Source organism: Leifsonia sp. AK011 (assembly GCF_013410945.1).
In the GTDB taxonomy this organism is placed as follows: Bacteria; Actinomycetota; Actinomycetes; order Actinomycetales; family Microbacteriaceae; genus Rhodoglobus.
Window position 1 is genome coordinate 920,860 of the sequence record NZ_JACCCH010000001.1, and the last position, 19,395, is coordinate 940,254.

Annotated in this window: 25 protein-coding genes and 1 pseudogene; 16 read left to right on the forward strand and 10 right to left on the reverse strand. The window is 63.3% G+C overall.

Features of this window, described 5'->3' with window-relative positions; all coding sequences use genetic code 11:
* Positions 1-26 precede the first annotated feature (26 nt).
* Positions 27-956, forward strand: a complete 930-nt coding sequence (locus tag HDC94_RS04570; RefSeq protein ID WP_179495285.1) for an NAD(P)H-binding protein — start codon at positions 27-29, stop codon at positions 954-956.
* 83 nt (positions 957-1,039) lie between these two features.
* On the opposite strand, the gene HDC94_RS04575 is transcribed toward HDC94_RS04570, so the two are convergent.
* Positions 1,040-2,065: an aminotransferase class V-fold PLP-dependent enzyme gene (locus HDC94_RS04575; RefSeq protein ID WP_179495287.1), complete on the reverse strand. Its 1,026-nt coding sequence runs from the start codon at positions 2,063-2,065 to the stop codon at positions 1,040-1,042.
* Between the two features lie 81 nt (positions 2,066-2,146).
* Between HDC94_RS04575 and HDC94_RS04580 the strand changes: the two genes are divergently transcribed.
* Complete coding sequence (locus HDC94_RS04580; RefSeq protein ID WP_179495289.1) at positions 2,147-2,950, forward strand: Cof-type HAD-IIB family hydrolase; 804 nt, start codon at positions 2,147-2,149, stop codon at positions 2,948-2,950.
* Between the two features lie 27 nt (positions 2,951-2,977).
* Here the strand turns inward: HDC94_RS04580 and HDC94_RS04585 are convergent, their stop codons facing one another.
* Positions 2,978-3,364: a type II toxin-antitoxin system VapC family toxin gene (locus HDC94_RS04585; protein ID WP_179495291.1), complete on the reverse strand. Its 387-nt coding sequence runs from the start codon at positions 3,362-3,364 to the stop codon at positions 2,978-2,980.
* Positions 3,361-3,627, reverse strand: a complete 267-nt coding sequence (locus HDC94_RS04590) for a type II toxin-antitoxin system Phd/YefM family antitoxin (protein WP_179495293.1) — start codon at positions 3,625-3,627, stop codon at positions 3,361-3,363. Before HDC94_RS04590 ends, HDC94_RS04585 begins: the two co-directional genes overlap by 4 nt.
* A gap of 165 nt (positions 3,628-3,792) precedes the next feature.
* Here HDC94_RS04590 and HDC94_RS04595 point away from each other — a divergent pair, with 165 nt between their 5' ends.
* Genes HDC94_RS04595 through HDC94_RS04615 form a run of 5 tightly spaced genes read left to right on the forward strand, consistent with a single transcriptional unit; the run spans position 3,793 to position 6,678 of the window.
* A complete protein-coding gene (locus HDC94_RS04595) occupies positions 3,793-4,272 on the forward strand; it encodes a hypothetical protein (RefSeq protein WP_179495295.1) in 480 nt (159 codons plus the stop codon).
* Positions 4,269-4,754 carry a hypothetical protein gene (locus tag HDC94_RS04600; protein WP_179495297.1) on the forward strand — a complete coding sequence of 162 codons (486 nt, stop codon included), beginning with the start codon at positions 4,269-4,271 and terminating at the stop codon, positions 4,752-4,754. Before HDC94_RS04595 ends, HDC94_RS04600 begins: the two co-directional genes overlap by 4 nt.
* Positions 4,755-4,779: 25 nt before the next feature.
* Positions 4,780-5,124 (forward strand): PadR family transcriptional regulator, encoded by a 345-nt coding sequence (locus tag HDC94_RS04605; RefSeq protein WP_179495299.1) that lies wholly within the window; start codon positions 4,780-4,782, stop codon positions 5,122-5,124.
* Positions 5,121-5,855, forward strand: a complete 735-nt coding sequence (locus HDC94_RS04610; protein WP_179495301.1) for a hypothetical protein — start codon at positions 5,121-5,123, stop codon at positions 5,853-5,855. The genes HDC94_RS04605 and HDC94_RS04610 overlap by 4 nt, the downstream gene beginning before the upstream one ends.
* Positions 5,856-5,910: 55 nt before the next feature.
* Entirely contained in the window at positions 5,911-6,678 is a 768-nt protein-coding gene (locus tag HDC94_RS04615; RefSeq protein ID WP_179495303.1) for an isocitrate lyase/phosphoenolpyruvate mutase family protein, read from the forward strand.
* Between the two features lie 62 nt (positions 6,679-6,740).
* Here HDC94_RS04615 and HDC94_RS04620 read toward each other — a convergent pair whose 3' ends face one another.
* Positions 6,741-7,310 carry a TetR/AcrR family transcriptional regulator gene (locus tag HDC94_RS04620; protein ID WP_218870442.1) on the reverse strand — a complete coding sequence of 190 codons (570 nt, stop codon included), beginning with the start codon at positions 7,308-7,310 and terminating at the stop codon, positions 6,741-6,743.
* Between the two features lie 63 nt (positions 7,311-7,373).
* Here HDC94_RS04620 and HDC94_RS04625 point away from each other — a divergent pair, with 63 nt between their 5' ends.
* Positions 7,374-8,297, forward strand: a complete 924-nt coding sequence (locus tag HDC94_RS04625) for a ketopantoate reductase family protein (protein WP_179495305.1) — start codon at positions 7,374-7,376, stop codon at positions 8,295-8,297.
* Between the two features lie 141 nt (positions 8,298-8,438).
* On the opposite strand, the gene HDC94_RS04630 is transcribed toward HDC94_RS04625, so the two are convergent.
* The 3 genes from HDC94_RS04630 to HDC94_RS04640 all read right to left on the reverse strand — a co-directional run bounded on the left by HDC94_RS04630 (position 8,439) and on the right by HDC94_RS04640 (position 10,057).
* Positions 8,439-8,882 (reverse strand): PIN domain-containing protein, encoded by a 444-nt coding sequence (locus tag HDC94_RS04630; protein WP_179495314.1) that lies wholly within the window; start codon positions 8,880-8,882, stop codon positions 8,439-8,441.
* Positions 8,872-9,069 carry a type II toxin-antitoxin system VapB family antitoxin gene (locus HDC94_RS04635; protein WP_179495316.1) on the reverse strand — a complete coding sequence of 66 codons (198 nt, stop codon included), beginning with the start codon at positions 9,067-9,069 and terminating at the stop codon, positions 8,872-8,874. The genes HDC94_RS04630 and HDC94_RS04635 overlap by 11 nt, the downstream gene beginning before the upstream one ends.
* A gap of 97 nt (positions 9,070-9,166) precedes the next feature.
* The gene (locus HDC94_RS04640) at positions 9,167-10,057 is read right to left on the reverse strand and encodes an aldo/keto reductase (protein WP_179495318.1); all 891 of its coding nucleotides are present in this window, start codon (positions 10,055-10,057) and stop codon (positions 9,167-9,169) included.
* Positions 10,058-10,459: 402 nt separating this feature from the next.
* On the opposite strand from HDC94_RS04640, the gene HDC94_RS04645 reads away from it, so the two are divergent.
* The 3 genes from HDC94_RS04645 (at position 10,460) to HDC94_RS04655 (ending at position 12,173) form a co-directional block, all read left to right on the forward strand.
* Positions 10,460-10,834, forward strand: coding sequence for a hypothetical protein (locus HDC94_RS04645; RefSeq protein ID WP_179495320.1), 375 nt, complete (start codon positions 10,460-10,462; stop codon positions 10,832-10,834).
* Between the two features lie 131 nt (positions 10,835-10,965).
* Positions 10,966-11,589: a hypothetical protein gene (locus HDC94_RS04650; RefSeq protein ID WP_179495322.1), complete on the forward strand. Its 624-nt coding sequence runs from the start codon at positions 10,966-10,968 to the stop codon at positions 11,587-11,589.
* A 47-nt stretch (positions 11,590-11,636) separates the two neighbouring features.
* The gene (locus tag HDC94_RS04655; RefSeq protein ID WP_179495324.1) at positions 11,637-12,173 is read left to right on the forward strand and encodes a hypothetical protein; all 537 of its coding nucleotides are present in this window, start codon (positions 11,637-11,639) and stop codon (positions 12,171-12,173) included.
* A 27-nt stretch (positions 12,174-12,200) separates the two neighbouring features.
* On the opposite strand, the gene HDC94_RS04660 is transcribed toward HDC94_RS04655, so the two are convergent.
* The 3 genes and pseudogenes from HDC94_RS04660 to HDC94_RS04670 form a co-directional block, all read right to left on the reverse strand.
* Positions 12,201-12,842, reverse strand: coding sequence for a hypothetical protein (locus tag HDC94_RS04660; protein ID WP_179495326.1), 642 nt, complete (start codon positions 12,840-12,842; stop codon positions 12,201-12,203).
* 37 nt (positions 12,843-12,879) lie between these two features.
* Entirely contained in the window at positions 12,880-13,392 is a 513-nt protein-coding gene (locus HDC94_RS04665; protein WP_179495328.1) for a hypothetical protein, read from the reverse strand.
* Between the two features lie 42 nt (positions 13,393-13,434).
* Positions 13,435-13,791: pseudogene (locus HDC94_RS04670) on the reverse strand (aldo/keto reductase); the annotation flags it as partial.
* A 189-nt stretch (positions 13,792-13,980) separates the two neighbouring features.
* Here HDC94_RS04670 and HDC94_RS04675 point away from each other — a divergent pair.
* The 5 genes from HDC94_RS04675 (at position 13,981) to HDC94_RS04695 (ending at position 19,299) form a co-directional block, all read left to right on the forward strand.
* Positions 13,981-14,868 (forward strand): nucleotidyltransferase, encoded by an 888-nt coding sequence (locus HDC94_RS04675; RefSeq protein WP_179495330.1) that lies wholly within the window; start codon positions 13,981-13,983, stop codon positions 14,866-14,868.
* A 32-nt stretch (positions 14,869-14,900) separates the two neighbouring features.
* On the forward strand, positions 14,901-15,458 hold the full coding sequence (locus HDC94_RS04680) for a hypothetical protein (protein ID WP_179495332.1): 558 nt from the start codon (positions 14,901-14,903) through the stop codon (positions 15,456-15,458).
* A gap of 479 nt (positions 15,459-15,937) precedes the next feature.
* Complete coding sequence (locus HDC94_RS04685; protein ID WP_179495334.1) at positions 15,938-16,849, forward strand: hypothetical protein; 912 nt, start codon at positions 15,938-15,940, stop codon at positions 16,847-16,849.
* Between the two features lie 215 nt (positions 16,850-17,064).
* Entirely contained in the window at positions 17,065-18,675 is a 1,611-nt protein-coding gene (locus HDC94_RS04690) for an endonuclease NucS domain-containing protein (protein WP_179495336.1), read from the forward strand.
* 138 nt (positions 18,676-18,813) lie between these two features.
* Complete coding sequence (locus HDC94_RS04695; protein WP_179495338.1) at positions 18,814-19,299, forward strand: hypothetical protein; 486 nt, start codon at positions 18,814-18,816, stop codon at positions 19,297-19,299.
* The last annotated feature ends 96 nt before the right edge of the window (positions 19,300-19,395 follow it).

Genomic DNA, 19,395 nt, shown 5'->3' on the forward strand with positions numbered 1-19,395 from the left:
TAGCGAAATAGACAAGGACGCCGATCATGCGCATCGCGATCACCGGAGGAACAGGTTTCGTCGGAAGGAACGTGGCCGCTCGCCTCGACAGCCCCGTGATCATCTCGCGCCGCACGGGCATCGACGTCGACGACGTGGACGCGCTCGCCGCCGCCTTTGAGGGATGCGACGCCGTCATCCACGCAGCCGGCATCAACCGCGAGATCGGCACCCAGACCTTCCAGCGGGTCCACGTCGAGGGCACGCGCGCCGTCGTGGAAGCGGCTCAGAGAGCTGGGGTGAAGCGCATCGTCATGGTGAGCTTCCTGCGCGCGCGCCCGGACTGCGGCTCGGGCTACCACGAGACGAAGTGGGCAGCGGAGGAGCTGATCCGTGGGTCGGGCATCCCGCACACCATCCTCAAGGCCTCGATGATCTATGGCCCCGGCGACCACATGGTCGACCACGTCACGCGCGCGGTGCGGTCGTGGCCCGTGTTCGGCACGGTCGGCTTCGGGCAGCGGATGGTACGGCCAGTGCCCATCGCGGACTTCGTTGACGTGGTGCTGGCCGCTGTCGAGGGGCGCATCGCCGAGCCGACGGTTGCCGTGATGGGCGCGGAGGAACTGAGCCTCAGCGACGCCGTGCGCCGGGTGGCGAAGGTCGCGGGAAAGCGGCCCCTGTTCGTGCCCCTGCCGGTGTGGGCGATCAAGCTGCTCGCCCAGGTCACCGAGTGGACGATGAAGGTGCCGCTCGTGGCAAAAGCCCAGGCGCGGATGCTCGACGAGGGTGTGAACGAGGCGCTGCCGTGGGTGCCGGAGCCGCCGCTCGAGGTGCGGCCGAAGCATCCGTTCAGCGAGGAGAACATTCGTGAGGCGCTACCCGAGGCGGGTGCCTTCGGGTGGCACGACCTGCGAGTGTCGGGGTGGTGTGCCGCGCGCCGCGGTGGCGCGCGAGTGCTGGCCGCGCAGGCGTGACCGCCGAGTGTTCCGATATGGCTGCTAAAACTGCGCAAATGAGAGCCATATCGGAACACTCGGCGCCAGGGCGGCACCCAGCCCTACCGCAAAGCTCCCAGCAGCGCCTCCACGTCGCTCACGTCGTTGTACAGGTGGAAGCTCACCCGCGCGCGGCCAGCGCGCACCGCCGCACGGATGCCCGCGGACTCGAGCCGCGCGGCGGCGTCGGGCACGTCCAGCGCGAGGATCGCGGAGTCCGCCAGAGGGAGGCCGAGTGAGGAGCGCACAGTGTTCGCGAGGCCCACACAATGGGCGTGTACTGCCGTGGCATCCAGCGAGGCGAGCCACGGCATCGCGATGCCAGCACCCAGCAGGGTGAACCACGCGGGGGAGGCGTCGAAGCGGCGGGCGTCCTGGGCCTGCAGTGAGGGCAGCGCGTACGTGTTCGACCACGGTGTCTCGGAGGAGTACCAGTTGGCCGCGTGCGGCACGAGCGTCTCGGCGAGCGACGGCTGCACCGCCATCCACGCTGCCCCGCGCGGCGACAGCAGCCACTTGTAGCTGCCACCGACCACGGCGTCGGCCCACGCGACATCCAACTTCATCCATCCCATGGCCTGGGTCACGTCGAGGATGACGCGGGTGGAGGTTCCGGCAATGGCCTCCCGCAGCACGGCCACATCGAGCATCCGCCCGTCGGACGACTGCACCAGACTCACGGTCACCACATCGAACTCGCCGGCCCGACGCTCCAGCTCGCCCGGCTCGAGCGCCGTGACGCTGATGCCCCTGCCCTGCGCGTCGAACGGTGCGGTCACGCTCGTGAACTCGTGGGTGAAGGTGGCAACGCTGGTGCCGTCGGGCAGCGCGGATGCCACGAGCCCCAGCAACGCCGACACGCTCCCGCCCATCGCCACATCGCCCTCGGAGAACCCCGCCATCCGCGCGAAGGCCGCACGGGCGAGCGCCACAGACTCGTCGAAGTCCATGGGTGCGAGCTCGCCGAGCTCCCACGCGCGGAGTGACTGCCGGAGTGCCTCAGAGGTGCGCCGGGAGGGCAGCCCGTACGTCGCCGAGTTGAGGAAGAGCGGGGCGCCCTCGAACTGTTCACCGTGGGATTCGCGCATGCGGCGAGGCTACGCCGCGGCATCCGTCGTGTCGCGGGCCAGTGGGCACTTGCTGGCCCGCGCACCGGCAAGACTGGTCGCATGGCCGTTTTCTGTTCCGACATCGACGGGACCCTCCTCAACTCGCAACGCACCATCTCCGATCGCACCATCCGCGCGATCACCGCTGTGCGCGACGCCGGACACAGCTTTGTGCTCTGCTCCTCACGCATGCCGGCATCGCTGAGGGCGCTCGAACGGCTCTACGACGCGACGGATGCCCCGCTCGTCTCCTACAACGGAGGCCTGGTGCTCTCCGCCGCAGGCCGTGTGGTCAGCAGCACCCCGATCCCCGCGGATGCCGCGCGCCAGATCTTCGACCTGTGCGCGGGCCTCGGGGTGCACGCGAGCTTCTACGCGAGCGACGACTGGTACGCCTGGGAGCGCGACCGGTGGGCGGAGCGCGAGATCAGCAATACCGGTGTCTCGCCGCGGTCCGAGACGGCCGAGTACTACGTGGCAAGCGGCGAGATCGACAGCGCACCGCCGCACAAGATCATGTGCATGGGCGAGCCGGCGTTGATCGACCTGATCGAGCAGCTCGTAGTTCGCCTCCCCGACGCTGTCGGGTACCGCTCGAAGGCGACCTACCTGGAGATCGGCAACGTGCGATGTGACAAGGGGACGGGCATCCGCGACCTCGAGGCCGACCTCGGGGTTGCGGTGAGCGAGTGCTACTTCTTCGGCGACAACTACAACGACCTGCCGGCGTTCGCCGCAGTGGGCACGGCCATCGCTGTCGCCAACGCACAGGATGCCGTGCTCGAGGCCGCGGATGTTGTCACTGCGGGCCACCACGAGGATGGGGTCGCGCAGTACCTGGAGGAGTGGTTGCGGGGGAGCTGACCGCGCGAGGCGGCGCCTCCCAGTGGCTTAGGACGGCGCGACCACACGCAGCCCCGCGGATGCTGCGGCGCGGGCTAGTTCATCGTCGTAGGTGACGAACTCATCTGCCCCGATCCTCAGCGCGGTCGCGAGATGGATTGCATCATTCGAGCGAAGGGGAGCGTGAGTGCCCGCCGAGAGGAGGTCGCCGCGCGTGAGGTCGACGAGGGTCGTGGCATCCAGCACTGAGGCGATTGCCTCCGGGGCGACGATGGTGGGGTGCCGCCCGGCGGCACAATGCAACTCCGTGTGCAGCAGCCACGATGCCGCAAGTCGCCGAGCGCCCGCCGTCAGCTCGCCCACGAGCGCTTCTGACTCAACCTCCTCCACGACAAGCTTCATCGCCGCGGACGTATCGAGGTAGGTGACGGTCACCAGGTGCCCCGACTGTCCTCGATGAGGTCGCGGGTGCTGATTGACGATCGTGATCGTGTGATCGACGTGAGCGTCGAGGTGTCCTGGCGGGCCGCGCGGGCTTCGCCGCGGGCGACAAGCCCGTCGAGTGTGATGCTCGCTGGCGGCACGATGATCGCCGCGAGGCGCCCGTTGTTACTGATCTGCACGGATTCGCCCGCAGCTACCCGGCGCAGGATCTCGCCGCTGTGGTTGCGCATATCGCGGTGCGACACAGTGTCCATGCGGCGAGCGTAGCACGGTGTAGCACGCTAAATCTGGCCGAGCGGCTCCCGGGAAGTGCACATCCCTTGAGGTCCTCCACGAACTCGACCTCCAGTCGCGTCGGACTCGTCGCCCGAATACGCTCGCGCTATGGAACCGGTAGCAAGCCCACGCACCGTCGGGATGTGCGCGTCGTGAAGTCGCTCCTGAGCTGGGCTCGCGGCATCCCCATCGCAGCGGTCGCTCTCCTCCTCGCAGGTTGCGGCGCAGTCCCCAAGCCTGCACATCCCGACTTCGACCTTCCCGTTCAGTGGGGTACCGAAACGTCGATCCTCCTTCGAGCCGACGGCACCGCGGCACTCGAGGATGTGCCTCACGGCCAGTGGGTTCAGACCGGCGAAGGAATCTGCTGGGATGCCACGGGCGAGACGTTCACGGGCGAGGCCACCTGGAGCGTCTACTCACCGCAAGGGGTGGAGCTGTTCTTCGAGGACTCGGACGTCATCGTCTGGGCGGCTCCCGGCAAGTTCGGCTCCTGGGGTTGGAACGAACTGAAGATGGTCACATGTGGTGAGGCGGAGACCATCCGGCTGGCGGTCACCTGCGGGCGTGCCGGGTACGTCGAGGAAGAGCCCTGCAGAGAAGTCGAGGGGGAGGCCCCGTGACAGAGAACACGTCGCGCCTCATGCTCCCGGCGTTGGTGCTCGCAGGCGTCGCGTCCGGGGCGGTGCTGGCCTTCATCATGCAGTGGGTGCTCAGCACCGGGCCTGATCTCGCGTGGCGGGCGGGCAACGAGCGGATCCTCGACGTCACCTACGTCCCTCCCGCACAGCTCATCGCGGTTCTTGCAGTTGGCTGGGGAGGTTTCGCCGCCCTCATCACCTACCTTGTGGCGCGCACCAGAACCTCCATGGGAGGTTTCGTCGGTGCTGCCATCGCCGGGCCGTGGAGTCTGGCGGTTCCGTTGTCCGTCGTGCTCGGGGTTGAGGCCGTCATCCCGTTCAACCCGGCCTTCGCTCAGCAGGATGACCCCGTGCTGTTCGGCGTGGTGTGGGCGGCGGCGAGCGCGAGCCTGGCGACGGTCGTGTTCTTTGTGGTGCTACTCCGCACGGGTCAGAAGCGGCGAGCGCGGCCCATTGACAAATAGGAACCTATCTTCCTATTCTTTCCACATGGGAAGACGCAAAGCAGGATCCTTGATTCCTCTCGAGGTGCAGATACTCGAGATCGCCTCGCAGCAGAGCGAATCCGACGAGTTGTACGGCTTCGCGCTCGCCAAGAGCCTGTCCGACGGTGAGCAGGTTCTTACCTCGCACGGCACCCTCTACAAGGCGCTGGCCCGCCTCACAGAGGGAGGCTTGGTCACCGCAGAATGGGAAACCCCCGAGATCGCCGAAGCTGCCAAGCGTCCGAGGCGCCGCCACTACCGAATCACCGGTGAAGGCCAGAAGGCGCTCGACGCCAGTCGAGCCGCTGCGCGGTCAACCGCGCTCATCGCCCGCGCGGTGACCTCGTGATCGGGCGCAAGCGTCGCACGGGCGCCGCGGTCACGAATCGGGTCCTGCGCTGGGTCGACATCTACACCCGAAGCCTGCCACCTGAACTGGCGCGGACCCGTCGAGACGAGGTGCACTCCGACATTCATGAGCAGTACGCGGATGCAGCGGCACGAGGAGTTGCGGCCTCCGAGATTGACCGTGCCGTGACATCCCGAGCTGTCCGTGGCATGGCGGCAGACATCGCGTGGAGCTGGCGAGAGCGTCGGCGGATGACGCGAGCCTGGAGACTCGGCGTGCTGAGCGAGCCGTCCGCCGCGAAGTGGTACCGGGCGGCCTTGGCATACTCGGCGGTCGTCTGGATCGCTGCCGCGTTCGTTCTCACCCGCATCGTGATGACACTGATCGACGCGAACACGGGCACGCACAACACTCTAGTTCCGTGGCTCTATCAGGAGCCTGCGTTCGCCCTGATCGCCGTTTCCGTGGGCGTCTTCCTGCTCGCTCGCACCAAATGGATGCGTCTGGGCCTATGGATCTCGAGCGCCGCAGCGATCTACCTCGCGGCCACGAGCTTCCTGCTCCTTCAGTTCATCTCAGTGCGGGGTGCCTACTACCTGCATCGCGGACTCAATGTCGTCGAGATGTCCTTCGACGCCGCATGGGCGCTCTTCGTGCTGCCGACCGTCGTGCTGGCGGTGGTCTTCGTGATCGGTTCCCTGCGCTTGCCGCGGGCGTCCAGAGTCGTATGAGCTAGCGCAGGCTAGGCCCAGCTTCGCCGCGACGCCGCGGGATACCGTGGACCCCATGAACACCGTCGAGAAAGCCACCACCCTCCGCGACCTCCACCAGGCGCCCGAGATTCTCCGGGTCGTCAACGTCTGGGACGCGATCTCCGCCAAGGTCGTCGCCGACCTGCCCGAGACCCGCGCGATCGCGACCGCCGGCCACTCCATCGCCGCCAGCCACGGCTACCCCGACGGCGGGATGCCACTGCAGGTCGCCCTCGATGCTGTCGAGATCATCGTGGGGGCCACCGAGCTCCCCGTCTCCGCGGACCTCGACGACGGCTACGCCGACCCGGCCGAGACCATCCGCCGCGCGATCGGTATCGGTGTGGTGGGTGCGAACGTCGAGGACCGGCTGAAGCCGTTCGACGAGTCGGTCGCGAACGTCCGCGCGATGGTCGCCGCGGCCGAGGCGGAGGGTGTGCCGTTCCAGCTGAACGCGCGCACCGACGCGATCGCGCGCGGCACCGGCCCGCTGAGTGAGCGGCTTCCGGAAGCGATCAAGCGCGGTAAGGCGTTCCTGGAGGCCGGGGCATCCCTCGTCTTCATCCCCGGTCTCATGGATCGCGACTCGGTCGAGCAGGTCGTCGCCGAGCTGGGGCGCAACACAGTCAGCGTCATCGGACTGCCCGGCGCCCTGACCGCGGCCGAGTACGAGGCCCTCGGCATCGCGCGCATCTCCTACGGTCCGCTCACGCAGCGCGTCGCCCTGCTCGCGCTGCAGGACCTCGCGAAGGACCTCTACGGCTCGGGCGTCATCCCTGCTGACCTGCCGGCGTTGAACTAGCCCGAGGCCGACGCGAGCCTCTGGGGGTGCTTCGCCGCTCGACGGATGTTGCCGTCGCCCACTCAGGTCTTCCGCAACCCCGCCAGCAGAAGTTCCACGGCTCCCCGCGACTCTGATGCCCAGTCCGGCCGATCGGTTGCTGACCCGATGCCGTGCAGCACGATCATGACCGCCCCCACCGGCACGTCGCTACGGATCGTTCCGTCGCTGGCCGCACGAGCGAGAAGGTCGGCGACCGTGCTCTCGAGTTCTATTCCGCCGTCGGCCAGCACCGCAGGGTCTACTACTGCGGCGAGCGCCCGCGCAAGCCCGGCGTTGGCGACCATGTACTCCACGAACCCGCGCAGGAACGCGTCGAGGCTTTCGCCGGCCGATCGTTCAGGGTCGCGAGCCTCCTGGCAGAGTGCGGCTACCTCCCCCTCGTACACGGCCGCAGCGAGGGCTTCTCGCGTGGGGAAGTGCCGGTAGAGAGTACCCACTCCCACGCCCGCTCGAGCGGCGAAGTCATCGAAGCGCAGCTGCTCGTCGCGATCGAAGACCTGCCGCGCGGCGGCAATAATCGCCTCGCGGTTGCGGCGGGCATCCGCTCGCAGCGCTCGCGCCTCGGCCACGCTGAGTCCTCTCGTTGACAAGTGGAGACTATCTCCATATTCTCGTAAGTGGAGACAAGCTCCATCTTACGGCGGGAGCCTGTCATGCGAATACTGATGTTCGGTCGCGGAGTAATCGCAACAATCTACGGCCGCGTTCTGCGCGAGGCGGGGCACGACGTCGAGTTCTACGTGCGTCCGGGGCGCGCCGCCGGGTACGGGCCCGACGTGCAACTGGACTGGATCGACGGGCGTCGCAAGCCGCTCGGTCGGCGGGTGCGTGAGGCGTTCCCCACCCGTTTGCGAGAGACTCTTGACCCGAGCGACGGCTTCGATCTGATCGTGCTCAGCGTCGGACACCACCGGCTGGCCGAGGCATCCGCGTTTCTTGCTCCGCGCGTGGGCTCGGCGACCGTACTGGTCTTCGGCAACCTCTGGCAGGAGCCGCTCGACGCGGTTGCGCCGCTGCCAACCGACCAGGTCATGTTCGGCTTTCCGCAAGCAGGCGGTGGATTCACGAGCGACGGTCTGTTGTGGGGCGCCATGTTGCCAGCGGTCGTCATCGGCACGACGGATGCCGCACCGAGCCCGCGGGAGCAAAAGGTGCTCACCGCCTTCCGCCAGGCAGGTCTCGCGATTCGCGAGGAGAAGGACATGCGCGGATGGCTGTGGCTCCACTTCATCGCCGACGCTGGCATGTTCGACCAGGCCCAACGGAGTGGATCACTCGCGAACATGATCGGAGACCGTCGGGCGTTCCGCGACGCGTTCCTCACCGCTAGAGAGCTGCTGCCTCTTCTCGAGGCTAGGGGTGTTGACCTCAGCAAGCATCGCGGTGGCACGCTGCCGTACCGGCTGACCACCGTGATTTCTACGGTCGTGAGCTGGGCGACTGGGCTCGTGCCGATCGCGCAGCGGAGCCTCGCCGCGCACACCGACCCGAACGCGCCCGAGGCGCTCGCCGTACTCGAGGACACGCGGCGCGAAGCGCGGCGGCTCGGCATCCCGACCCCGCGCCTCGATCGGTGAGCGGCGGAGCACCGATCGGCTCGGGAGCACCAACCGAGGCTACTTAGTCGCAGCGCGGCATCCCGTCACTCGGAGCCCTCGATGCGTCCACGGTCGGGTAGATGCGGTCGTGACCGTTCGCGACGGCAGCCGAGCGCTCGTCTACCTAAGCGATCCGCGCGGCACGATCCACTCGTGCCTGAACTGCGGTTCCACTGACCCGATGTGCTCGAAGTCTCGGTCATAATGCAGCAGGGTCGCCTCGTTCTTGATCGCGTAGGCGGCAATCACGGTGTCCATTGCGCCTGCCGCGCGAAGCAGCCCACCCTCGCAGAGCCGGGTCTGAATGCTCATCGTCTCGTCGGCGGTGGGGTGCTCGTTGCACTCAGGGAACGCCGAGAGATGCTCGCGCAATGCCCTGTGCTCGGCGGGGGTGCGCGCCCCGAAGCCCACTTCGGCAGCGATGGGCGGGCAGATCAGCACGTCATCGGGGGCGGCGAAATCGACGAACGCCTTGAGCGCTGCAACGACCTCGGGGTCGGTGGAGAGTCGCGCCCAGACGCTGTTGTCGATCAGGTAGCGGGCGCGTCGGTGTTCAGTCGCCATAGGCAATGGTCGTGGCGTCATGATCGACCGGGATCCGAGCGATCGCGTCGATGGCCTCGATCTGCTGGCGGCGCATCACGACATCACGGAGGGCAAGGTTGATCGCCTCGCGGTTCGTCTTTACACCGTAGGAGCTCTTGGCGAGCCGGAGCATCTCGGTGTCGATGTCAACGCTGGTGACGGCCACGGTTCCTCCTATATAGATCTGGCTTTCATTCTATATACGCTCTTCCGGGCGTGACGCGGCCGTATTCCAGATCTGTGGATACGTGAGCGTTGTGGAATCACTCCTCCGGGATGACACGATCGAAGAACTCGGTGCGCTCCTCGTCCGGGTCCGGCCCGCTGCGCACGCCCGTGTCGAGTGCGTCGAGTTGAGCCATCTCCTCGGCGCTGAGCTCAAAGTCGAACACGTCGAAGTTCTCCGCGATGCGCGTCGGGTTGGTCGACTTCGGTATCACCGAGCGCCCCTCCTGGATGCCCCAGCGCAGCATCACCTGCGCGGGGCTCTTGCCGTGGGCGGCGGCGATGGCGGCGATGGTGGGGTCATCCATCACGCTCCTGCGGTGGTCGCCCCAACCCGGGTAGAACGTGATTCCGCCGATGGGCGACCACGCCTGCGTGAGAACGCCGGCCGCGGCATCCGCCGCCTGAACTGTGGGCTGGCTGAAGTAGGGGTGCAGCTCCACCTGGTTGAGGGCGGGCACGACCTCGGTCTCGGCGAGGAGCCGCGCGAGGTGGTCGGGCATGAAGTTGCTGACGCCGATGGCGCGCACACGTCCGTCGGCGAGGAGAGTCTCTAGCGCCCTGTAGGCGGCGAGCGTTTGCTCGAGGCGGTGCGTGGCGGGCTGGTGCAGGATGAGCAGGTCCAGCTCGTCGAACCCGAGCTTGCGGGTTGACTTCTCGAACGCGTGCAGGGTCTCGTCGTAGCCGTAGTCGCTCACCCAGACCTTCGTCTCGATGACGATCTCCGAACGGTCGATGCCGGATGCCCGGATGCCCTCGCCCACCTGACGCTCATTGCCGTACACCGCAGCCGTGTCAATGTGGCGGTAGCCAACCTTGAGAGCGGATGCGACGGCCGCCGAGGTCTCCTCGGGCTTGCTCTGGAAGACGCCGAGGCCGATCGCGGGGATCTGGACGCCGTTGTTGAGGGTGAAGGTGGGGGTGGTCATAGGTGGATGGTACGCCGGGTGCGTGACGTCAAAGGGCGGGTCGCTCTGAGCACGTCTGCAAGCCACACGGAGTTGTAAACCAGGGTGGAATCGCCGTTGCCGGTTCGCTGCCTCGCAAGGTTGTCCCAGGACTCAGCGGCTTGTCCGATGGTCAGCTCAGGACTGCAGCGCACATCGAAAAGGTCCTTGCCCGGGACCGACCAGAAGTAGTCGACAGCGAGAGGGACGTCCGGTCCAGTCTTCGACTCGATGTGGGCGACCAACACCTCGAAGACCCGGCGGAGTTCTGAAGTGTAGTCGGCGGGCAGGCCTCAGCGGGAGGGCATGCGGTATGTGTCAGCCAGCTTGCTCGATAGCCTCAAGTGCATTGATCGGGGGCATACAGGTCGGTACCGTGAGCGCGTGGTCGACTACGTTGCGCTTCCTGCCTTGCGGCACTTTGTGCTCGAAGACAGCTACGTCCTGGAAATTCTGGAGTCCGGCGACACCGTCTCAATCCGGATGGATCTCGTTTACGCGAAAGACCATCCCGAACTGCGCCCGCCGCGACTGGGCGAGTGGGCATACGTGCGAGAAGGCGTGCTGCGCTTCAGCGGAGTCACTGAGTTCGAATGGACTGATCGATCGGTCCCAGCAAGAGAACCAGACGGCTCACGTTCGTGGGACGGCCTCGAAGTGTTCAGACTGCAGGGGAGGGAATACCAGCTTGCTGGCGATGTCGGATCACTGCGAATCGTCGCGCAGCGCCTCGAGGTGGAGATGACGGGGCCGATCTGACGACGCTGACGACGCGGTGACGCTGCAATCGTGGTTCGGACGACGGCGATCCGGCGAGCAGAGGTGGGTGAGGGGGTCGCCTCCTACCGCCTGCGATTGCTGAGGCCGCCTGCGCCTGTGAGACTCTCACCGTGACGAGCGCGTGGAATGAAGCTGACCGAATGCTGCCGAGACCGTCCCTAACGGAGCTCATCGAGTCGTGGAGCGAATTGAAGTGGGAGTCTCGGGAGCTTGACGAGCCGGAGCTCGACCGTTATCTAGACGCGCTCGCCTCAACTCATACAAATGGCGGGTACCTCATAGGCCGATGGAAAGCTGTCCAACTCCCTGACGCCGCCCGATGGTGCATTGCCATGAACCAGTTGAGCTACTACGAGCTATTCAGGACGCTCTTCGACAGTCAGGCATTCCGCGAACACATGTCCCGCTTAGAGGTGCCGAAGGATCTCCCGCGGGTGCCGGCCGGTCTAGTCGAACAACCCTTGGGGTCGCTCACTCTCGACGGATTGTGGGCCGGGCAGTTGGTGTCGGGGGGTGCGTACGACAAGTTCGAGGGAAGCGCACTTGAAGCAAAGGAATTGGCTTCCTCTGCCGTCGAATCGATCTTTGAAGGTCGGTTCGAAGAGTTCCGGGTCGATATCTCCTACGAGGCGTGGACTCCATGGTTCTGCGACATTGCGTGGGACTCCACCTACGTGCTCACAGATAGGCGCCACGCAGAGATCACGGTCTTGTGCGTAACGGATAGCGACTAGGCGATCGTTTTCTTCAGCCGACTGGACGAGGGCGATACCTTGTCTGAATGGACGATGACCATGCCGCTCGGGCTGATCACGGGGGCAAGAAGCAGCGGGCGCTCTGGCGAGCGCTGCGCTATTCCTGGATCGATGGTTGGTCAGGGCATGTGGGCGAACCTTGGGACGAAGAGTGGTCAACGGAGGTCCTCCAGAGTGCTCCCTTCACCTACCTGAACTGGCTTACTGCGGAAAGCCATTTCGGCGGTCGACTTGCGATTCTCGCGCACATCGAGTCCGGTCTCTACATTGAGCCAGGATTGAGTAGCAATGAGGGCGAACTCTTGGTTCCTGATGCCTCCCTAGAGTCACTTCCCACTGGACTGGTCGAGCGGCTTGAGCTCCATCTCGAATCCGGGAGCGGCTACTGCGTTGAAGTTCTTCTGACCATCGCGGGGCGACCGCTGCTCATCGTCGCCGGCGACGTTGTCGAGGGTCAGGTGAGGTGGCTCGACGAGGAACTTCTCGTGTTCGAGCAACCAAGCGACGCCGCGAGGGTCCCGTGGAGGGACCCTCGCGACTTCCATGTACTCGAGATCGACTGAGTAGTACGAGGTTGTGGCGGTCGTCGACTAGTGCGGCCACCCCGATGGCACTGCTTCTCCCGACAGCGCCCTGAGAATGTTCGCCGACAGTTCCGCGAACTCCGCGGGTGTGAGCTGGCGCGCGGGATTGCCCCTGATCCACATCGGTACAAACGGGAACTCGATGTCACCCTCGTCCGTTGAAATCCGGAGCCTCAGGCTCGTCATCGCGCGCGCCCCCAGGAGCGATCGTCCGTAGCCGTCCACCGTCACCCGATCGCGAGTGATGAGCCCGAAACCACCTGGGTGATCGGATGCGACATGCAAGCCGTCCCCGTCCACCGCCAGTGCCGCGTAAGAGGTTGGGCGTAGCGCGACCCTGTCGTCGCCGAGTACCTGCGCAATTCGCTTACTCGTGTCTGCGAGTTCGTGCCCCACGGTGATCGGGATAATCATGGCCCCGGGGAACGCACTCGCGAGATCGCCAAGGCGGCGACGCATGCTGAGTGCGACGAACGCCAAGACCAGTCCCACGATCACGATCACGGTCGCTAAACCGATCGCGATCGCGGCGGCCTGAGATCCTGCCCACGCGATCCTTGCTATCAGAACGCCAAGGGTGATCACCGAGGCGACGACGGTGATCCAGAAAACTGGCGGCTGGCCTGGTGACTTGGCGGGTTCGCTCACAGTCACGAATCTATCGTCCGAGGAATCTGCCTAGTACCTAGGTGACTGTCGTGAGTAAGTCGTGGCTGTACAGGCACCACACGTACTTGGCGGATCGTTGGCCCCCCTCCGCTGTCTGAAAGTGCTCCCGACCGACATGGGGCTCTACGGCGACTGCGTCACTCGGTTGAATACCTTCGGGCCAGTCCGGGAAGTCAACCGCGTTCCCCGTCAGGAATGGAACGGAGGACCCATTCCTTAGACGTACAGTGAAGATGAAGTAACCCATACCGGACTCGTGAGCGTTGTATATCTGAGTGGCAAGCGCCGCGGGCATCCTCATCGGGCTTTCCTCGATCGACTCAATCTCGTTCGGGTCCAGCACGGGTCGTCTTTGCTCCTCGCCCCAGTACTCGAGAAAGGTCGACTCCTCGACCAGGTATACGCGCGGCAGAACTTCGCCTGACTTCAGCCGTACGAGGCACGGCGCGTAGACCACTGAGCGGTCGTGGCTAGTCGAAACGCGAGAGAGCTGCTCGGCGAGCTCGGGTGTCAGAGTGGGCGCTGGCATCGGTGGCAATACTCGTCGCCGGCGAACTTGGGGTCAAGCCGAGGTCTCGGCAACCGATCGCTGCGTGGCGGGCTGGTGCAGGATCAGCAGGTCCAGCTCGTCGAACCCGAGCTTGCGGGTGGACTTCTCGAACGCGTGCAGGGTCTCGTCGTAGCCGTAGTCGCTCACCCAGACCTTCGTCTCGATGACGATCTCGGAACGGTCGACACCGGATGCCCGGATGCCCTCGCCCACCTGACGCTCGTTGCCGTACACCGCAGCCGTGTCGATGTGGCGGTAGCCGACCTTGAGGGCGGATGTGACGGCCGCCGAGGTCTCCTCGGGCTTGCTCTGGAAGACACCGAGGCCGATCGCGGGGATCTGGACGCCGTTGTTGAGGGTGAAGGTGAGGGTGGTCATGGGTGGGATGTTACGCCGAGTGGATCGTCGGTAAGCCACTGGTGCCTAGACCAGAGTGGAATCGCCATCTGTCGTTCGTTCTCGCAAAAAGGGCGCCGGTTGGCGAGAGGCGCCCGGGAAACGAGCAGCGGCTGTGGGAAGTGTCGGTGCCTTGGCGTAACGTGAAAACCCCACCCGAAGGGATTTCACATGTCAACTCTATTTTCTGATCACAGATCTTGGACTACCCCCGGTGCTCAGGATGCTGCGCAGAAGACGTTCGCGTCAGTCCAGGCCGCAATAAAGGCGTCGGAACAGCTCTCAGCTCTCAATCTCGATGTATTCCTGCAAGGTTCCTACCCCAATGGAACCAACACCCGCGGCGACTCTGACGTTGACGTGGTGGTGATGATGCGGAGGACGTACATGCCGAATACCACGCTCCTCAGCGCGGAGGAGAAGCAAGTTCATGAGCAGATGAGGGTTCCCGGTACGACCACGGCGGCACAACTTCGGGCGGGTGTGCATTCGGCGCTAAACGGCTATTACGGGGCTAGCGAGGTCGAATCTCGGAACAAATGCTTACGAGTCGCAAGGCGTGAAGGGTACGTGGACGCCGACGTGGTCCCAGCCCTACAGGAGAAGAGGTTCACCAGTTACCCCAGGTTCGGAAGCCCGAAATTCATAGAGGGGATCTCGATCTCGCCCCTAGAGGGGCCAAGAATTGTCAACTATCCGAAGGAGCATCTGAAGAACGGAAACGCTAAGAATGCACGCGCGGGCGAGTACAAAACTACTGTCCGCCAGGTCAAACGACTACGCAGGGCGGCCGTGGACGCGGGCGTCCTTGAAAGAGGGGTAGCGCCGGGCTATCTGCTGGAGTGCATGGTGTATAACGCTCCCGACCATCTCTTCGTTGGGGATGACTCCCGTCGCCTCGTGAATGTTGTGACTTGGATGCACGAGCAGAGCGCCGAGCAGATGGCGAGTGCTTTTTGGGCGGTGGATAGGATCAATCACTTATTCGTTGAAGACCCAGGTGCACACAACCAGTACACCGCAAAGAGAATCGCGGATACGCTCTGGGATTTCCTCTAATGCATGCCTATGCAGGTGGCAATCGGATTCCGATGCTCTCCACGTTGGCCAGTATCTCGGTTCTCATCGCAATTGTGACGTCCGCGCTTCTTCAGAAGATCGAGTTCGAGTATGACTGGCTCGTCAGCGCACCGACAGTCGCTGCCTCCTTCGCGCTCCTCTACAAATTCGTGGACATCGTCGCTTGGCGTTGCCAGTGGCTGCGAGCCCTGGGGCTTATCGACATTCCCGTCGTTGACGGCACGTATGTGGGGCTCCTGCACTCAAAGCACACTGGCGAGGCGATTCGCGCTCGGGTTCGGATCGAGCAGACCTGGAGTCGAATGCAAGTGCGGCTTGACCTTCCAGAGGCGGCCACCTCGTCCTCAACATCAGTCGCTGCCTCACTAACTCCCATCGGCCACAATGATGTTCAACTTGTTTACACGTACAAGAACCAGATAATGCCCGCAAGCGCAGACGACGACATGCGCGATCACGATGGAACCGCGGACGTCGTAATCGAACCGGGTGGGCGACTTACGGGTCGATACTTCAACGCGCGTGGCAGACAGGGTGAGCTGAGGCTCGAACGTGAGGCGGCGAAGTGAACGTGGGTGACACTATTCGCTCTCGTGAAGTCAGAGTCGGTCACGTCCTAGCGTCTTATGTCCATTCCGACTACGTCCAAGGTGCCACACTCACGTTTGACGATCGCGGTGCCGAGCTCCGGGTCGCTTACCTCCACGAACCAAGGGCAAGTGACAAAGGGTCGCGCCAATTTCTTCAAGCCACTACCTGGTTCGGTTTTAGCGACGGCGACCTGCCTGAGACATTGTTGTTCGCGGACAACCATGGATGGGTGACTTTGCTGGGTGCTCGCGTCAGTGGCAGATCGATTGGGAATCTCCCTCTGGGTCGAGTGAGAGCCCGAGCGCTGATACTCAATCGGCCGCGAACTGTAAAGGCTGAGTATCCAGTTGCCCAGTTCATCTCGACGATCGATGGTCTAGAGGCGTTCGCGCATTTCGAGCCAGTCAGAATTCGTACACAGTATGAGGAGGATGGCAGACATCGCGTTGAAGTAACTGTGGACGCATCCGAAAGCGTGAACTGGAGCGCGTGCGGCTTTGAATACGAGATTCACGCAAACGTCTCATGGTCTGGCCAAGATGGCGTCAGCTTCGACATCCACGACAACCAGCCTTACTTGCAGACGACAACCGAGGGCGGTGCGACTGTGTACGACCATTATCAAGCGCAGCTACCCATTCGAGCGCTGTTGACCTTGGTGCACGGACGCGCACTGGCCTGGAGATCACATCGCCTTCGCGACCACGAGTTCCCGACGTGGATGCTGGACGGTAGCGACCGTGAGCCATCTGCGGTTGAGGTGGTCCTGGAGGCAACGGTTCGGCAGCATCGCGCAGAAGTCCCAGCGTCAAGCGACTTCGTTTTTTCTGCGTTCGGACTAAACGACCTCGGCCCGAAGGGTCTGACGAGTTGGGTTGAGCTTTGCCGAGATGACGACTTTCGCCGAGCAGTCGAACCGGCCGTCGAGGTTATCAACGGCGCAACGAGGTTCTTGGAACCGCAGCTGATGATGCTCGCGATCTCACTCGACCGTTTCGGCTACTTTCGGTTCCAAGATGGCAACCGAAGACCAATGCACGATCACATCAACAAGTGTCTCGAGCAGGCCGGACTGGATTGGCCGGAGATTGGGCCTCGACTAGGGATCGCGAAAGCGATTTCGAATGTCAACAATGACCTCAAACACCCAGACCGATCTGACTATCCTGAGACCGACGAGCTCGCGGCGATCACCCGTCTCGCTGAGCTGATCGTGCGGATGCAGCTCTTTGACATCCTTGGTGTAAGCGATGAGCTCCGGGCGGCATTTCTTCGATCGAACGACGCTCTTCAGGCTGTACAGGCTTTCACTACGCTTGGAATCACCGTCACGCTTGGGGGCAAGTTCGTTCACTCTATTTCTATTTGAGACATCCCTTGCGTTCCCTACTCTTGTCCGGACGGTGTACGGCACCATGCAGCGCGGTAATGTGGGCGGTTTCCGTAGAGTGTTGGCGCGGTAATTGCCTCCGGTGGTACGACGCCCCTGCAAACAACGATGCGATAAAGCGTCGATGAGTGCGGTGAGACCAAGTCCATGCAGTTTCACGTTTTCTCTTTGTCGTAGCTTTCGTCCGTTGAGTCATGCGAGACAATCGCATTCCCACGTGCGATCAAGTCCTGTGCAAGGCGAAGTTCCACACCGAGGCGAGCAGAAAGACAACGACCGATATGCGCAGCGAGCCGGCCATTCCTAGAGAGTCCGTGATTCGCGACAAACTTGCGGAGCGGCTCGACTTGATTGAGCCGAATCTCGAACTTGTCGCCGTCGAGCACTATCTGCCTAACCCCGACGGTGCAAGTGGCTTCGTTGACATCCTCGTTCGCGATGCCAGGGGTGATCTTGTCATCATCGAACTGAAACGTGATGACAAGTCAGCGAGGCAGGCTCTTCACGAGCTCGAAAAGTACGTGGGACTCATGTCGCAGGTCAGCGGTCTTCGAACTGACCAAATGCGCTGCATTCTCGTCTCGACCTCCTGGCACGAGCTCGCGCTGCCGTTTTCGCGCTACAAGAAGCACGCCGACTTCTATCTAAAGGGACTGCATCTTTTTCTGGACACCGAGGGTGAGTTGAGTCATTGTGACGAATTTGTCGGTTACGCGGGCTCGGTCGGGAACGAGCTTTGCCCGATGTATATGGGGATGCTCTTTGGGAATCCCGAGTCGCGCGATAACGCAGCAGAGCAGATCGTCGCGCAGCTAGCCAGCTTCTCGATCGAGGACTACATTTTGATCGATGTCGACCACACCGGGCCTTCTGGGTGGGTCAGTAGTCCGTTTGGCATCTTCGTTGCATTTGCGATGTTCCCGCCTGCAGTCGAACAACATGTCTGCGCCCTGTTCCCCGAGGAAACCGAGGACGTCTATGAGGATGAGGACTACTGGCACGAGCAAGTAATTCAGACTCAGTTGTCCGAATCAATCCAAAGTGAGGAGATCGAGAACAGTTCTCCGGACGGTTTGGCTTCAGAGGTTGAGTGGACAAAATCGAATGCTAGGGGATTCGGCGCCTATGGCAACTCGCTCGTTTGGCCGGAAAACGTCCTGCTTCGTTTGATCGCAGGTGCAGATTCCGCGCACACCGTGAACTACACGACACTCGTGTCCACCGCCCATGCGCAAGCTTGGTCCCGCATGCGCAGCACAGTCGCTCGCGTAATCGACGGTGACGGTGCGTGGCCCGAAGTCATTGGCGCCTGGCTTGACGAGTCCGAAGACCTTAATGCAGAGATCAACGTTCAAATCTACTCACCGTCGAACGTGCTGAGCGGCTTGGAGGCACTGGCACGATCGTCGGATGATTCATACATCGCGGCTCTGGCTATCGGGCGGAAATTCGGTTCGAGAAACAACCTTGTTTGGGGCACGATCGTTTGGGACGGCACCGCGCGAGACTGCTCGCTTCAGGACGTGCTCAATCGCGCCGACACTGATCTCCTTGACTATCTCGCGGGCAGCAGTTGGGTCGTTGAGCCTTCGATCATGAACAGCCTCGGACTCCGATACGTAACGATGGAGTCATCGCCTGGATCAAGTGATTTGCCAGGCGACGCAGCCCGGGAGCTGTCCGTCGTGTCTGGGGCGCTCGCTCGGGGGGACGGATCAGGGGACAGCCTCGCGAGCTTCTTGGTAGCTCATCCGATCTTCACAGAGAGCCTTCTCGCAGCCTACGAACGCACGATCTTTCGATGAGTTTTTCAGAATACTGGGAGCCTGTTTCTCGCCGACCGAGCCGATTGTCGGTCGTTGACGTGCGGCAAAATCCTCACCCAACCGCCACTCTAATCGACGCCAGCTGACGATCCCCCGGCCAGAACTAGAATTGGTTTCATGCGCAGCAGGAAGAAGAAGCCAGAGGTTCAACCTCCGCCCCTGCACCTCATCCACGAGGAGGTGAACCGGCAGCGCGAGTCCACCGCTCGGCGCTCTGACGCGATGAATGGCCGGGCCACGGTGCTCATCGGTGCCGCTGCGATCGCGGGGAGTCTGCAGGCCTCCGACCTCTTCGGAAACGGCTGGCTTATCATCGCGGTTGCCGCAACTGCCCTCGCAGCGCTCTGTGGGATTCTTGCCGTTACACCGAAGCCCAGACGCGAGCTCGACATGAAAATGGTCCGCAACACGCTCTTCCGTAAGACCGATGACGAGGCACTTCTTTTCCTCATCGATCACAAGAATGATGCGCTTGCCGAGATCGAGAAGCTGTTGAGCCACCGCGCACGCTGGCTTCGCCGTGGATACGTCTGCCTTGTGATCTCCATCCTTGCGTTCGTCCCCCTTGTGGCCCGTGCTCAGTTGACCATCACAATTCAGTAAGGAGTAGATATGCAGGACAGAGATGGTGTTCCCCCCGAGGACATCGATGACTCCGTGTGGGCGATAGTTGACGAAAGCGCCAAGAGTGACGGCGCG

Coding starts and splice junctions, on each gene's coding strand:
- HDC94_RS04580 (WP_179495289.1), top strand. CDS start 2,147: ATGGCCGTTTTCTGTTCCGACATCGACGGGACCCTCCTCAACTCGCAA.
- HDC94_RS04625 (WP_179495305.1), top strand. CDS start 7,374: ATGCGAATACTGATGTTCGGTCGCGGAGTAATCGCAACAATCTACGGC.
- HDC94_RS04675 (WP_179495330.1), top strand. CDS start 13,981: ATGTCAACTCTATTTTCTGATCACAGATCTTGGACTACCCCCGGTGCT.
- HDC94_RS04615 (WP_179495303.1), top strand. CDS start 5,911: ATGAACACCGTCGAGAAAGCCACCACCCTCCGCGACCTCCACCAGGCG.
- HDC94_RS04690 (WP_179495336.1), top strand. CDS start 17,065: ATGCGAGACAATCGCATTCCCACGTGCGATCAAGTCCTGTGCAAGGCG.
- HDC94_RS04630 (WP_179495314.1), bottom strand. CDS start 8,882: ATGGCGACTGAACACCGACGCGCCCGCTACCTGATCGACAACAGCGTC.
- HDC94_RS04665 (WP_179495328.1), bottom strand. CDS start 13,392: ATGCCAGCGCCCACTCTGACACCCGAGCTCGCCGAGCAGCTCTCTCGC.
- HDC94_RS04655 (WP_179495324.1), top strand. CDS start 11,637: ATGGACGATGACCATGCCGCTCGGGCTGATCACGGGGGCAAGAAGCAG.
- HDC94_RS04575 (WP_179495287.1), bottom strand. CDS start 2,065: ATGCGCGAATCCCACGGTGAACAGTTCGAGGGCGCCCCGCTCTTCCTC.
- HDC94_RS04680 (WP_179495332.1), top strand. CDS start 14,901: ATGCTCTCCACGTTGGCCAGTATCTCGGTTCTCATCGCAATTGTGACG.
- HDC94_RS04570 (WP_179495285.1), top strand. CDS start 27: ATGCGCATCGCGATCACCGGAGGAACAGGTTTCGTCGGAAGGAACGTG.
- HDC94_RS04640 (WP_179495318.1), bottom strand. CDS start 10,057: ATGACCACCCCCACCTTCACCCTCAACAACGGCGTCCAGATCCCCGCG.
- HDC94_RS04695 (WP_179495338.1), top strand. CDS start 18,814: ATGCGCAGCAGGAAGAAGAAGCCAGAGGTTCAACCTCCGCCCCTGCAC.
- HDC94_RS04590 (WP_179495293.1), bottom strand. CDS start 3,627: ATGGACACTGTGTCGCACCGCGATATGCGCAACCACAGCGGCGAGATC.
- HDC94_RS04605 (WP_179495299.1), top strand. CDS start 4,780: ATGGGAAGACGCAAAGCAGGATCCTTGATTCCTCTCGAGGTGCAGATA.